Here is a 13634-nt window from a genome sequence, read left to right as displayed (position 1 = left end):
TTGTAAAAAATTTGCGCGCCTAACTCATCACTAGAAGTAACGAGAATGCGGCGCGCAGTTATTCAAGAAGTTTCGTTGTGTCTTTTTTGCTGAAATCCTGTATCATTTTTTCGAATGTCGACGCCATATATGCTCCTTCTTCCCCTTTAAGTTTTGCTGAAAAAATTATACTATTTTTCTGTGCAAAAACCAATGGGATGTCGCATTAAGCAGGTGAACTCAAAATCAGGCACCCGGTTTCGAAAAGCCGGATGCCTGGGATATACAGATATTTTATTATTTTGCTATACTCTGACAGATCTTGTTGCAGAAGTTTTTGTGTATACTCTTGTTCCGTTTATGTTTTTGTAGCCACGGATTCTGTAGTAGTATCTGGCGTTTCTTCTGAGTCCGCGGTTTGTGCAGGAAGTAGTTCCTCTTCCGACGGTTGCAATTCGTCTGTAAGTGCCACGGGCAGAAGTGCTCCGGAAGATTTCATAGCCATCTACACCACTGAATCGTCTCCATGTTAATTTCGCGGCTCCGGAGTAAGCCTTTCTGAGTCCGCTGAAGGAAACTGCATTTGCAAACTGACCGGTAAGCCGTACGGAATAGCGGTGTTTTTCGCTGTTGGATCTATAAATATCTGCCTGACGGATATAATAAGAACCGCCGTTTAAATTCATTTTTATCTTGATATAACATCTATTTGAGCTTCTGTTATAAGACCATCCACTGTACACAGAACCGATTTCATTTCCACTGTTATTATAAACTCTGATAAAATCAAACGGAGAAGTTCCCTCTACAGAAATGGAAAGATATAGTTCCATTCTTGCCGGAATTTTCACATAAAAATAATCGTCATAACAGTCATATGGATCCATCAGCGTCGGTTTTACATTATTTCTTGCCGTTCCGTTGATCGTCCTGTTAAGATACATTGTTTTTGCAGTCCTCATCCAACTGTAAACTGCCGCCTGTGTCGTCTGTGCCGGTGTCAGGATTCCAGTGACCAATACTGCCACAATCATAATTGCACACGCTGTCTTTTTCCACATTGTCTTTAAATTTTCCATCATGTTTCCTCCTTCAGAAGTATGTTCTGTTGTTTATACTTTCAGTATACTCCAGAGTTTTGCAAATTTGTTTTTTATAAAAAAAGTCTTCCAGAATTTTTGTTCCGGAAGACTTTTGATTTATTTTGCTTTTTTGCTTTCTTCGTATTTTTTGAGCTCTCGCAATGCTTTTTCGCCCTGCGGGTACAGGATGATGATGTTGAAGACTGTCATAAGGCCGATTCCCACATCGCCAAGGTCCCATACAAAAGTATAGGCCGCAAGACCGCCGATGAACAGCATAATAAGTGCAAGAACTTTGTATGCAGTCTGGGATGCCCAGTTATCTCCAAAAAGATAGGCCACATTGCTTCTCGCATAAAACAGGATTCCAAGGAAGGTGGAAAAACTAAACAGGAACAGTGTCGCTGCAATGAAGATCACGCCGAATCTTCCGAGATGATGTTCCATTGCCGTCTGCAGAAGATCCATTCCGGAAAGTCCTGCGACTTTTTCTTCCGGTGCGAGGAGCATGATCATTGCAGTACAGCTGCAGATCACGATCGTATCTACAAAAACACCAAGTGCCTGTACAAGTCCTGCCTTAACCGGCTGATCACATTCTGCCGCTGCTGCCGCACACGGTGCAGAGCCGGAACCTGCCTCGTTGGAAAACAGACCTCTCTTGATTCCATTCATCAGTACTGCGCCGAAACCGCCGGCTGCCGCCTGACGAAGTCCAAATGCTTCCTGAAAGATCCTTGCAAAAACTCCCGGAAGGCTTCCAATGTTCATCATAATAATTAAAATTGTGATTGCAAAATAGCACACTGCCATTACCGGCACGACCATATCAAGCACTTTGACTGTCGCATTCTTACGAAGCACGATCACTGCAGCAACTACAACCAGTACAACCGTCGTATAGATCGGCGGAATAGAAAATGCATTCTTAAAGGAAGAAACAACAGAATTGCTGATAACCTGGCTGATACCACACCAGCAGATCAGACCGGAGATTGCAAATAATACAGAGAGCACGACTTTCTTTCTCTTTTTGCGCTGTTTTTCTTCTATGTATGCATGGATATAGTATGCCGGACCGCCCCGGTAACCGCCATACAGCGGGTCTTTTTCTTTGTAGAGCTGTGCCAGTGTCGCCTCGATAAAGGCAGTAGACGAACCGATCAGTGCTGTGATCCACATCCAGAACACTGCCCCGGCTCCTCCGGCTGATATCGCCGCAACCACGCCGACCAGATTTCCCATACCAACTCTGGTCGCTGTCGATACGACCAGTGTCTGGAACGATGACAGGCTGTTTTTGTCCTTCTTCTTCTCAACCAGCGCACTTACCATATCCGGAAACAGACGGATCGGCAGGAAACGTGTCCTGATCGTAAAATAGATTCCTGTAGGAATCAGCAGGATGATCAACAGTGAAATTCCAAGTGAACTGCCTCCCGGCAGCGGAATCTGCACCAGATTTCCCCACAGAAAGCTGTAAATTTTCTCAATTAAAGTAACAATCATAATTTAAACCCTCTCCCAATTTTCACATACGCCCGAAACATAAGGCTCCGGACAGATACCATTTCAGTATAGCTCATAGTAACCTGTAAACACAAGTGCTTTTGGGGTTTAAAGTCAAAAAACTTGAAAACGTTAAAGATTACATTTTGATATTTCAGTACTAAACATTTTATATTTTACGCCCATTTTGTTCTTATTTGTGTTATACTATAAATGCTGCCGACCCTCCAGCAGGAAGGAGGTGAATCTTATGGAAGAATTTTTATCCTCATTTCTTGTCTCCGTGTTAGCAAACGTAGTTAGCTACTACATATGCAAATGGCTGAGCGGAAGACGATAGGCAGCAACAGCCTAAACGGAACAGCTCACCGTTAACGAGCAAGAAAACCCCCAGAGCGGCAACTCTGGGGGTTTTCGTTTTGCCTTATGGAAGTTTATCCTCACTTCTTAGCTATTATTAGCATATGCCATAGTTATCGAAATGTCAACTATTAATTTATTTCCACTCCGTCATCACGCCGGACCCGATGGACTTCGGCTGAACAGTAATCTCTGTACAGTATTCTCCGAGGCGGATATGTGCTGTGAGTTCTTCATCGGTCCGGTTCAAGATGACGAAAGTGATCTTGTCATCTTTTTCGAAGGCTGTTACTTCAAGTTTGTCGGTGTATCTGCTCACGCCGATTCGGACTGCTCCCGGCTCAAGGAAATGGGTGAAATGCCAGAGATAGCCGAGGATATTGCTTTCTTTAAGTTCTTTACTGTCACGGTCAAAGAGGTATGGCGCATCACAGAAGTTTCCTACATGGTTCGGACCGCCCTCTTCGTTCAGGATCAGGTTCCAGTCGAGGAAGGTGTTCATCCCTTCGTTGAGATTTCCCATCATGTCGTAGGCATATTTCTGTGCATTGTTCAGATAATCGTCTGCAGAAAACTTGCTGTATTCAATGCAGGCTTCTGAGAGAAGGAGCTGCTTGTCCGGGTACTTCTCACGGATCATGCGCAGTGCTTCGAAATGATCTCCACTGTACCAGTAAAATGCCATTCCACGGATCATACTGGTCGTCTCTGTATCAATGATCGTCTCTGCCCATTCAAAAACACGCTCTTTGTTGTGATCCCACAGATAAATCCCGATGTCATCCAGGCCGTGTGCTTTAAGTGACGGCCAGAGATAATCCCGGAGAAATTCTTTCTGCTCTTCTGCTGTATAAATGCAGGAATCCCAGGTCTGAACTGCTTTTGGCTCGTTCTGCATCGTCAGTTTGGCGACGTGATAGCCTCTGTTCCTGTATTCTTCGATATATCGGCAGATATATTCTGCCCAGCGTTTGCGGTATTCCGGTTTCAGCTTGCCGCCGTGATTTCGCTCTCCGGTGGTCTTGTTAAAACATTCCGCCACTTCTCCTACTTCATCGTGTGTCATGACCTCTACCTGCTGCTCAAAATCACCGGTAGAAAATTCATTGATCGCTTCGCACAGCCTGCGCAGCGGCTTGGTCACCAGATTTGAAATGATCATCAAAAGCGGCATCAGTCCGATCAGCATACCGATCAGCAAGATCAACGGCATATAGGCGATATCCTGCACCTGCATCTGCAGACCATATGCCGGGACGACTTTGCAGACAATACTGGAGTTTTTGTCCGTCTGTGTGCAGATCACTTCATGATCTCCGTAAGTAAAATGTTTCTCACGTTCTTTATAATTCTGCTGGATAAAATCTTCGCCCGTCAGATAATCTTCCAGTTTCTCCGGAAGAGTTCCCGTCTTGACAAGCTCTCCGCCGTTTTTGTCCAGGATGAGGACGCTCTCTTTTTCATTTTTGGTGATATTCTGGCACAGATTCTGGAAATATTCCTGGCTGACACCGATTGCGATATAGCCCAGCGTTTTTTTCTGCGTCAGATCAAAAATCTCACGATAGAGCACGATCTTATCAGAACGATTGGTAAGATACGTATCGCCGTTGCCTTTCGGAACACTTTTCCACACCATGCCATTTTTGCTTGCCAGGGTTTCCCCATAAATATCCGTACTCCGCACCACATCCAGGTCATTGATATAGGTGCTTCCGTCCATACAGCGAAGATACGGGCGGATGCCGTTTTCCGGATAGATCGCAATGGTCTTGAAATATAATAGGAAGTGTCCGTCTACAAATGCTTTGACATAATTTCCCCACTGGATCTTCTGCGGGATGATGAGAAGTCCGCTTGTAAACATTTCCGTGCTGCTTGCGAGTGAAAAATCAACCAGCCATACCAGCGGAAAGATCTGAATGCCTGCTGATACAGATAGTTTGCCGCAAACTGTGTGCTGTTTCCAGGTCCGCCGTTTGTGAGAAGATAGACTGTCTCCATCTGTTTTAATGCGGAGATGACTGCCATGGTCACGTTTACCTGAATGACCGGTTTCATCAGTGGAAGTGTGATCTTGAGGAAAGTCGTTTTCTGGTCTGCTCCGTCGATCGTTGCTGCTTCATAGAGAACCGGGTCGATGTTTTTGAACCCTGTGTAATAGATCAGCATGCCCCATCCAAAGCCGTGCCAGATCAGTACTATCAGTACGGACCAGATTACATTGTCGGTCATCAGTTTTTTGTAGTTTTCCATTCCGATGAAGGTCGCTGTTCCCATTCCGGAATATTCCGTAAATCCGTAGTACACACTCAGACAGATCGGTGCGAGGATTGCAAAAAAGAATAACAAAAGTCCCGGAAGTACGAGGCTGATGCTTCTGTTTGATACGCTCTGGATCTCGCTTTCAATGCTTGTCTTGAATGCAGACGGTCCACAGTCGTTGATCGGGGTACCGGATACGCTTGTTGCATTGTTGACTGCGTCTACAAACTGCATCTGGAGTTCTGTTTCATCTCCGGTCATGTATGCGCTCTGATCCTGTGCAGACATTCCTACACCGTTTTCCCATCCATATTTGGAAAGTTTGTCTGGCTGGTACATGTAATTGAGGAATTTTACAGCTTCTTCTTTGACTTCGGAATCAGCAGAAACTGCATATCCGCCGCCGTTCCATGCAGCAATGTCAGTTGCTGTTCCCTTGCCGCCGTCAATCACCAGCATGGTAAATACGCGGATATTTGTACGGATTTCCTCCGGGATATCTTCATTCAGTGCCATGGATGCTTCCCAGCCGTTGTCTTCGAACATTTTCTGATTGTAGTAGAATCCTGCTACGTCTGTGTTTCTTGGAAGTCCATAAAGTTTTCCGTCTTTTATAAATCCGTCAAGGGAACCGGAAATGAATCCGTAGTCTTTGTAATCATCCTGATTCAGTTCCGCAAGAACTCCTGCGTCAAGAACTTCGTCAAGGAAAGCCGGCTGTCCCCAGATGCTTACAACATCCGGCATGCCTTCCATGGAATAGGCTTTGAATTTTGTCTTGTAGGCTTCCTCATCGAGTGCTTCTACTTCGATGGTGACATTTGGATTTTCTTCCATATAATCATCTGCTCTACAAGTCCCTGTCCGTTTTTACGGTCCGGAAGGTTTGAGAAGACCTTTAAGGTCACTTCGTCATCTGCTTTTACGATCGTTGCGCCTGTTCCTGCCATCACTGAAAATGTCATCATCGCTGCCATTCCCGCTGCTACCACTTTACGTTTCATATTATTTTTCCTCCCTGATACATGCAAAATAGTTGTTTTTTGTTACGGCCGTTTGTTTTATCTGATGATAGAATTCTACCATTGAAAAGGGTGAGTTTACAGATAGTAACTTTTTAAAAAAGTGGAAAATTTTTGAAACTTGACGTTGCCCTTTCATTTGTTTATAATGAGCATATCTGGAGATTCAGATGATTTTTAATTTACATACGGATTGATAACAGGGGAGCTTGTATGACAGGCTGAGAGGAAGTTTTCAACTTCGACCCATAACCTGATTTGGATAATGCCAGCGTAGGGATGCGTTAGATGAGATTTATGATCTCCTTTGTTTTCAATCGAAGACGAGGGAGGTCTTATTTTATGTTTAACTTTATGGTTACAAGTGACGGCGGGCTGACTACAGCCGGATATGCCATCGCGATCATCGCCGGAATCGTTCTGTTTCTGGCTGCGATCTATTTTGCAGGCAAGCATTCAGAGAAACAGAAGCTTACTACAAGGCAGCTTGTGTTCTGTGCTGTGGCAATGGCGCTTGCTTTTGTTACTTCTTATCTGAAGATTTTTACTCTGCCGTGGGGTGGAAGTGTTACTCTTTGCAGTATGCTGTTCATTGTACTGGTTGCTAACTGGTATGGTATTGGAACCGGTATTACTGTCGGTCTTGCTTATGGAATCCTGCGGTTTATCCAGGAGCCATATGTACTTTCCTTCTTCCAGGTTTGCTGTGATTATATTCTTGCGTTTGCTGCACTTGGCGTTGCGGGATTTTTTGCAAAGCAGAGCCATGGGCTGCTTAAGGGGTATATTGCGGCGGTTATCGCAAGGGGTGCGTTTCATGCACTTGGGGGATATCTGTATTGGATGAGTTATATGCCGGAGAATTTCCCGAAATCTCTGACTGCGGTTTATCCTATTGTGTATAATTATAGCTATCTGGTTGCAGAAGCTATTATTACTGTAATTGTGATTTCTATTCCGGCGGTGGCGAAGGCACTGGTGCAGGTTAAGAAGGCTGCAATTCAGTAATTAAAGGGGACTGCCCTTTGACCTGTTAATTTCATTGACATTTGGTTTTTTCAGGGTGTGTACCCTGGGGGATTTGTTTTACATTTGGAATGTAAGAAAATCGCGAAGGGACGTCGCCCGTCCCCTCGCCACCCCTGGGCTGGGTGTTTGACGGGAATTTTTTCTTATGTAGTACCCTTTGAAAAATTCTCTTGGTGTTTCAGGTCAGGAGACTTTCGTATGAATGATATCGCAATATGTAAGAATGGCAGGATTCTTCTCTTTTATATGGAGAAGATGTCCTGCCATTTTAGCATACTATTGGTTTATTGGTCGTAAATCAAGATTCCAGGGGCTGGAGCATCTAATTTTAAAGCTTGTATTGACCTGAGTAGAAATGATTGCAATTCAAACCATCTATTTTCGGTCGCTCTATGGACTCCCAGACACCTTACTCTTCTACAGGCCATTTTCCACCTAAATTTCTCTTGGTCCAATATATACTTACTCTTCTACCAGTCATCCCAATACCCTTAATTTCCGTTTTCCCAGTAAATCCAACACCCATCCAACTACCTTAAGTTTCCATTCCCAGCAAAGTTAGTACTCTTACTATATGAAAGGATTATAAAACCGTCCAAACTTAATAGTTACAGTAAAACTTACAATCAACAGCACCACGCCCAGCCCCAGGGCAATAAAATCACGTCTTGCAAACGGCCTCCTGGTATACCAGGTCCGTTTCCTATTTTTTCCAAAACCACGCAACTCCATCGCATTGGAAATTGTATCAATGCGATTCAGACTTGTCAGTATCAGTGGCAACAAAATATTGACAGAGTTCTTCAACCTGGAGAAGAAATGCTCATTCTTTCCAAGCTCCACTCCTCTTGCCTGCTGTGCCTGGCTGATACTGTGATAATCTCTCTGGATATCCGGGATATAACGAAGCGCGATCGCCACAGAACATCCTACTTTATAGGAAATTCCGATGCTGTTCAGGCTCGCCGCAAACTCACTCGGGTTTGTCGCAGAAATAAACAGAATCGCTACCGGCAATGCCACGAAATATTTCAGAGAGATATTCAGCATATAAAACATCTGCTCCGCGGTCACATCATATCTCCAGAACAAATGACAAAGCACATGTCTCGTTCCATACAGATTCGTTCCCTGATTCGGGTCGAACAGGAAAATAAACACATTATTCAAAAGCAAAAAAACAAGCATAAAGATCATCATAAACCGCACTTCGCGGTATTTGATCTTGCTGAGCTTAAACGCTGCAAGACTGACTGCAAAAAGCCCCAGCAGCACCCAGATATTATAAGTGATCATGCTTGCGAACGTAAACAGCAGGAAAAATGCCAGCTTGGTAGTTCCTGTCATCTTGTGTACTACGCTGTCGCGGTCCAGATAGTTTAATACAGTCTTAGCGGCCATGGCTTCTCACCTCCCTGTCTTCTCCGATAAATCTTTCTACAAATACCTCCGGCGGTGTGATCTCGCAGTGGTTTGCCAGTGTAAAGAGACTTGTCTCTTTCAGCGCGGCACGCTCGATCAGTTCCGGATCACAGAGTACTTCAGAAGCTCTGCGATCTGCGATCATCTGTCCATCTGAAAACACAAGCGCCCTTGGTGTATATTCCAGCATCAGATGCATATCATGCGTGATCATAACAACCGTCACTCCACGCTCATTGAGCTTACGCAAAAACTCCATGATCTCTGTATAATGCTTGAAATCCTGTCCTGCAGTCGGCTCATCCAGGATGATCAGTTCCGGATCCTGCACAAGTACACTTGCGATCGTCACACGCTTTTTCTGACCGAAACTCAATGCCGATACCGGCCAGTTTCGGAATGGATAAAGCCCGCAGATTTTGAGCGTATCTTCTACTTTCTGGTGAACTTCCGCCTCTGCCATTCCAGATTTCTGAAGGCTCAGTGCTACCTCGTCATAGATCATTGTCTTGGAGATCATCTGGTTTGGATTCTGCATGACATATCCAATGTATTTCGCACGATGACGGATATTTTCTTTCAACAGATCTTTTCCGTGGAAGGAAATCTCTCCGGAATCCGGGTCTTCAAATCCGCAGACCAGCTTGGAAAATGTTGATTTTCCTGCACCGTTTCGTCCCACAATGCTGACCATCTCACCTTTATCGATCGACAGGCTTACATTTCGCAGTGTCTGATGGTCTTTCGTATAACCGAAGCTTAAGTTGCGGACTTCCAGGAGTTTTTCGCGTTCTCCTGCATCTTCCTGAATCGGCTGTGCCTCGAACCAATCCTGAAGTTTCTTACGGTCTATATCGTCCAGCACAACAGAATCTACGTGTGCAGGTTTCTTCTCTTTTGTAATATCAATTCCTGCGTAACGCATGGCAGTCACATAAAGCGGCTCACGGATTCCGTTATCTGCAAGCAGACTTGTAGAAAGAAGTTCATCCGGCGTCATGTCCGCGAGGATTTTTCCCTCGTTCACCAGTACGATACGGTCAACATTTCTCCAGAGGACATCTTCCAGACGATGCTCAATGATCAGAACCGTCGTGTCTGTTTTTTTCTGGATCTCATCGATCAGCTCGATTGCCTGTTTACCGGCGGCCGGATCGAGATTTGCCAGAGGCTCATCAAACAGAAGGATTTTTACCTGATCCACCATGACTCCTGCAAGACTGACTCTCTGTTTCTGTCCGCCAGACAGTTCATGCGGTGCATAATCCAGATGACTCTCGATTCCTACCAATTCTGCGGCATGTCTCGTAATTTCATGCATTTCATCCTGAGGTGTACAACTGTTTTCCAGTGCAAACGCAATGTCCTCGCCGACAGTCAGACCAATAAACTGACCATCCGGGTCCTGCAGAACAGTTCCTACATGTGCAGACAGTTCAAAAATACTGCTGTGCGGTGCATCTACGCCATCTACTGTCAGCGTACCTTTGCACTCGCCTGGATTGGAAAAAGGATTCAGACCATTCACGCAACCAGCGAGTGTACTCTTACCACTTCCCGATGGGCCAGCAATCAGCACCTTTTCGCCCGGATAAATATCTAGATTGATTCCGGTCAGTGTGGGCTTTTTCTGCGCCCGGTACTGGAATGAAAAATCTTTGAATGAAATAACAGGGGATTTTTTTTCAGTCATTTAAACACCTCAAATTTAATACTCACAATAAATAACAAATGCAATAGAAAAAGCCTTTTCACAAGCCAGAACAGCCATATGAGAAGGCTTTATTACTTTTAAGCAACCATCTTATTCCATATCCAGAGAACCTTTTTTTGCAATGGTCTTGGTATATGCCAGAACAAGAAGTCCACCTACGATCACGCCGGTAATGCTGTTGGAAACTGCTGCGAACACACCCTGTGCAAAAACTTTGTTTGCCGGTTCTGCATAGATCAGGATGTCAAGAACAGGAGCTACAACTACCCAGCCGATCACGTGTGCGATCACGTTGGAAACTACAAATACTACAACTTTGCCTTTACCGAACTCGCCGTCCTGAACGTTGAGTTTCTTGGCAAATAATCCGATGACCACACCGACAAATGCAGATGTGATAACCCAGCTCCACCACGGGCTTCCACCCCAGGAAAGATCGATCAGAGCGTGACCGATGAAACCGATCAGTCCGCCTGCAACCGGTCCGTACATAGCAGCCAGAAGTGCAAGTACTGCATACTGAAGGCTGATGTTTGTATTTGGTACCGGGCTCGGTATTGCAACAAAACGTCCGAGTACAAAGAACAATGCTGCGCCGATTCCGACAGCAACTACGGTTTTGATACTGCTGTTGTTTTTCATAATAATATCCTCCTCAAAAAGTTCTGCTCTGGTCATGCCAGAGTCAGTGATAGTATAAGGCTTTTTGACGGATTTTGTCAATGGATTCCAAGTGCTTCTTTTGCAAGTTCATCCACCATATCATTATATTTATCATTAGAATGTCCCTTAACCTTGCGGAATTCAATATGAACACTCTTTTTCGCTTTCTGGTAGAAATCGCGATACGCGATCGTCCCGGCTTTATTTGCCTTCCAGTCGCCGTTGCACCAGCTCGCAATCCCCTGATAATCGTGGTAGATGATAATAGAGGGAATTTTGTGATCCAGAGCGTACTGCATCGCCGCCTCGCTTCCTTTGATCTCACCAGCCACGTTTCGCATCTGTGCCAGCTCCGGGTCGGACATTTTCTGTGAAAACTTTTCTTCTCTTCCATCGATCAGAACGACCATTCCGTAAGAAAATTCTTTCGTGCCTGCGTGGTAACTTCCGTCAACGTAGATTTCTACTGCGTCTGCTGCATTACTGTCTGCCTGCATCCCATTTGCAGCCACCACACTTCCCACACCAGAACCAGAAGCACCAGATATACCTGCCTCCTGCCTAATCCCCAGATACTCCTTCGCTTCCGCTTCCGTCCCAAAACTCTTATATATCGCGCCCGGATACCCCATCACCTGCTTCTTACACTCGTCCCAGGTAAGGAACATCCCGGTCTTTCTTCCCTGTCTTACTGCATAAAATTTCTTCTTTGCCATGCTGCCTCCTGTTCTATTCCTGCTCCAGATTCCTCAAATGCAGATACACCGTATTCTTGCTGATTCCAAGGATTTCCGCGGTCCTGACTACCGCATCTTTCATGTTGTAGACGCCTTTCTGATAAAGTCTCTGGATGATCTCCTTGTTTCGGTTGGAGGTCGGGATGTCTTTGTCCTCAATGACCTCGCGTCGGATCTCCTCTACCATGTCTTCCAGAAGTTCCACGCTGCTGGAGGAAAAATTCTCTTTGCGGTTTTCGTACTGCTCCTGTGGTTTCAAGCCGCATGCCACGAAGTTGCTGATATATTCTGAGAATGGTGTGTTCAGATAAAAATTGATGCAGAGCAGTCCGATGATGCGGTCTTTTTCTCCGCGGACAGGAATCGTCACGGATTTCAGCGGTTCCCCCTTCTTATTGTGAGTAAAATACGTAATCCCGCGGCTATCTGCATCTTCCTTCTGCATCTCTTCCAGAAGATCAAGTGCAAGGTCTGTGAGAGGCGCGCCTTCTGTTCTTCCTGTGTGAAGCCCATGAATTACTTTGACCGCAGAGCTTGAGTAATCCTCCAGACTGTGAAGCACCAGTTCGTACCCTTCCCCAAGATACATGGACAGCCCTTCCAGCATCGTGCTGTAGGATTTCAGGATCTCACGGTCTGTTTCCGTTAATTTCACATGATGGTCTTTCATTTTATTCTCCTGCAACGCAAAAAGGGGGTGTCGAAACATCCCCTTCTTGTGCTGTATTTCTTATGATTTATTCTGCTACTGCGATTGCTTCTACTTCGCACAGAACGTTCTTCGGAAGCTGTTTTACAGCAACACAGGAACGAGCCGGTTTGCTTGTGAAGTATTTCTCATAAACTGCATTGAATGCAGCGAAATCTGCCATGTCAGCAAGGAAGCATGTTGTCTTTACAACGTTGTCAAATGTAAGACCAGCTTCTTCGAGGATTGCTCCAACGTTCTTGCAGGACTGCTCTGCCTGAGTCTCGATCTTGTCGCCTGCAACTTCGCCTGTAGCCGGGTCTACCGGGATCTGACCTGATGCGAACACGAAGTTTCCTACCATTTTTGCCTGTGAATATGGTCCGATTGCTGCTGGTGCGTTTTTAGTTTCAAGTGTTTTCATGATGAATTCCTCCCGTACTTTTTTCTTTATCATATCACTGAATTTTTGTTTAGTCAATGTAATATTTTACAAATATTTTCTCATCAGTGCATAGAGTGTTTCAATCCGTATCGGTTTGGCCATATGGTCATTCATTCCTGCCTTAAGTGCCTCCTGTACGTCCTCTTCAAAGGCATTGGCTGTCATGGCTATGATCGGCTTCGATGCGATCTCCTGATTTTCCAGTTTTCGGATCCGTCTTGTTGCTTCGTAGCCGTCCATTTCCGGCATCTGGACATCCATCAGTACTACATCGACTGTATCAATAAAGAAATCCAATCGCTTCGCCTTGATGTCTGACTGAAGGATATTTCGGAGATCATGCATCACTACAGGAATACTGCATTCATTTTCTTCTATTTTGACTTTGCCACTCTCAATGCGGCTCATATCAAGCACATCATTGATCAGGGAAAGGAGATGATTGCTGGAGACCATGATCTTGCTGAGATAACCTTTGAGCCGCTCAGGATCCTCCAGGTGAGTTGCTGCAAGAGATGTAAAAATTTCCATTCTTTTCCTTCCTGTATTAAAAAAAGCTTCCAGTCGCTACAGTGCTGCATGTAGGTCTGGAAGCTGAATAAGATTTCTTAAGTCCAAAACATACTATATTTATTATAGAAGTCTTCAACGCTTTTATCCAGTGAACTACTCGGCAACAAGTTACCAGAGCATCTGAAATCTGGCGGGATACCGCCTTT

The 13634-nt window shown here is 45.0% G+C and carries 12 protein-coding genes, 2 pseudogenes and 1 riboswitch; of the genes and pseudogenes, 1 reads left to right on the top strand and 13 read right to left on the bottom strand.

Features of this window, described 5'->3' with window-relative positions; translation table 11 throughout:
- Positions 1–284: 284 nt before the first annotated feature.
- The 6 genes and pseudogenes from DWX28_RS18010 to DWX28_RS17990 all read right to left on the bottom strand — a co-directional run bounded on the left by DWX28_RS18010 (position 285) and on the right by DWX28_RS17990 (position 6199).
- Complete coding sequence (locus DWX28_RS18010; RefSeq protein ID WP_147342119.1) at positions 285–1061, bottom strand: fibronectin type III domain-containing protein; 777 nt, start codon at positions 1059–1061, stop codon at positions 285–287.
- A gap of 117 nt (positions 1062–1178) precedes the next feature.
- On the bottom strand, positions 1179–2570 hold the full coding sequence (locus DWX28_RS18005) for an alanine/glycine:cation symporter family protein (protein ID WP_118254435.1): 1392 nt from the start codon (positions 2568–2570) through the stop codon (positions 1179–1181).
- Positions 2571–3066: 496 nt separating this feature from the next.
- A complete protein-coding gene (locus DWX28_RS18000) occupies positions 3067–4797 on the bottom strand; it encodes a glycoside hydrolase family 30 beta sandwich domain-containing protein (RefSeq protein ID WP_118254433.1) in 1731 nt (576 codons plus the stop codon).
- A 32-nt stretch (positions 4798–4829) separates the two neighbouring features.
- Positions 4830–5330: pseudogene (locus tag DWX28_RS20845) on the bottom strand (carbohydrate ABC transporter permease); the annotation flags it as partial.
- Positions 5331–5786: 456 nt separating this feature from the next.
- A pseudogene (locus tag DWX28_RS20840) lies at positions 5787–6032 on the bottom strand (extracellular solute-binding protein); the annotation flags it as partial.
- A complete protein-coding gene (locus tag DWX28_RS17990) occupies positions 5999–6199 on the bottom strand; it encodes a hypothetical protein (RefSeq protein ID WP_022213691.1) in 201 nt (66 codons plus the stop codon). The gene DWX28_RS17990 and the pseudogene DWX28_RS20840, both read right to left, overlap by 34 nt.
- Positions 6200–6408: 209 nt before the next feature.
- Positions 6409–6517, top strand: a riboswitch (TPP riboswitch).
- A gap of 42 nt (positions 6518–6559) precedes the next feature.
- Between DWX28_RS17990 and DWX28_RS17985 the strand changes: the two genes are divergently transcribed.
- Positions 6560–7225: an energy-coupled thiamine transporter ThiT gene (locus DWX28_RS17985; protein ID WP_118254431.1), complete on the top strand. Its 666-nt coding sequence runs from the start codon at positions 6560–6562 to the stop codon at positions 7223–7225.
- A 591-nt stretch (positions 7226–7816) separates the two neighbouring features.
- Here the strand turns inward: DWX28_RS17985 and DWX28_RS17980 are convergent.
- The 7 genes from DWX28_RS17980 to DWX28_RS17950 form a co-directional block, all read right to left on the bottom strand.
- Positions 7817–8647, bottom strand: coding sequence for an energy-coupling factor transporter transmembrane component T family protein (locus tag DWX28_RS17980; protein ID WP_118254428.1), 831 nt, complete (start codon positions 8645–8647; stop codon positions 7817–7819).
- Positions 8637–10361, bottom strand: coding sequence for an ABC transporter ATP-binding protein (locus tag DWX28_RS17975; protein ID WP_118254425.1), 1725 nt, complete (start codon positions 10359–10361; stop codon positions 8637–8639). The genes DWX28_RS17980 and DWX28_RS17975 overlap by 11 nt, the downstream gene beginning before the upstream one ends.
- Positions 10362–10472: 111 nt before the next feature.
- Positions 10473–11024 (bottom strand): ECF-type riboflavin transporter substrate-binding protein, encoded by a 552-nt coding sequence (locus tag DWX28_RS17970; RefSeq protein ID WP_022213695.1) that lies wholly within the window; start codon positions 11022–11024, stop codon positions 10473–10475.
- Between the two features lie 77 nt (positions 11025–11101).
- Positions 11102–11761 (bottom strand): ribonuclease H1 domain-containing protein, encoded by a 660-nt coding sequence (locus tag DWX28_RS17965; protein WP_022213696.1) that lies wholly within the window; start codon positions 11759–11761, stop codon positions 11102–11104.
- Positions 11762–11774: 13 nt separating this feature from the next.
- Positions 11775–12452: a helix-turn-helix transcriptional regulator gene (locus tag DWX28_RS17960; RefSeq protein ID WP_022213697.1), complete on the bottom strand. Its 678-nt coding sequence runs from the start codon at positions 12450–12452 to the stop codon at positions 11775–11777.
- Between the two features lie 67 nt (positions 12453–12519).
- Positions 12520–12894, bottom strand: a complete 375-nt coding sequence (locus DWX28_RS17955) for a RidA family protein (RefSeq protein WP_022213698.1) — start codon at positions 12892–12894, stop codon at positions 12520–12522.
- 66 nt (positions 12895–12960) lie between these two features.
- Positions 12961–13446: an ATP-binding response regulator gene (locus DWX28_RS17950; RefSeq protein WP_118254422.1), complete on the bottom strand. Its 486-nt coding sequence runs from the start codon at positions 13444–13446 to the stop codon at positions 12961–12963.
- Between the last annotated feature and the right edge of the window lie 188 nt (positions 13447–13634).

It is taken from the genome of Blautia sp. AF19-10LB (assembly GCF_003461245.1).
GTDB lineage: Bacteria > Bacillota > Clostridia > Lachnospirales > Lachnospiraceae > Blautia_A > Blautia_A intestinihominis.
The sequence above is the reverse complement of the archived record's forward strand: the minus strand, read 5'-3'. Positions and strand labels throughout refer to the sequence as shown.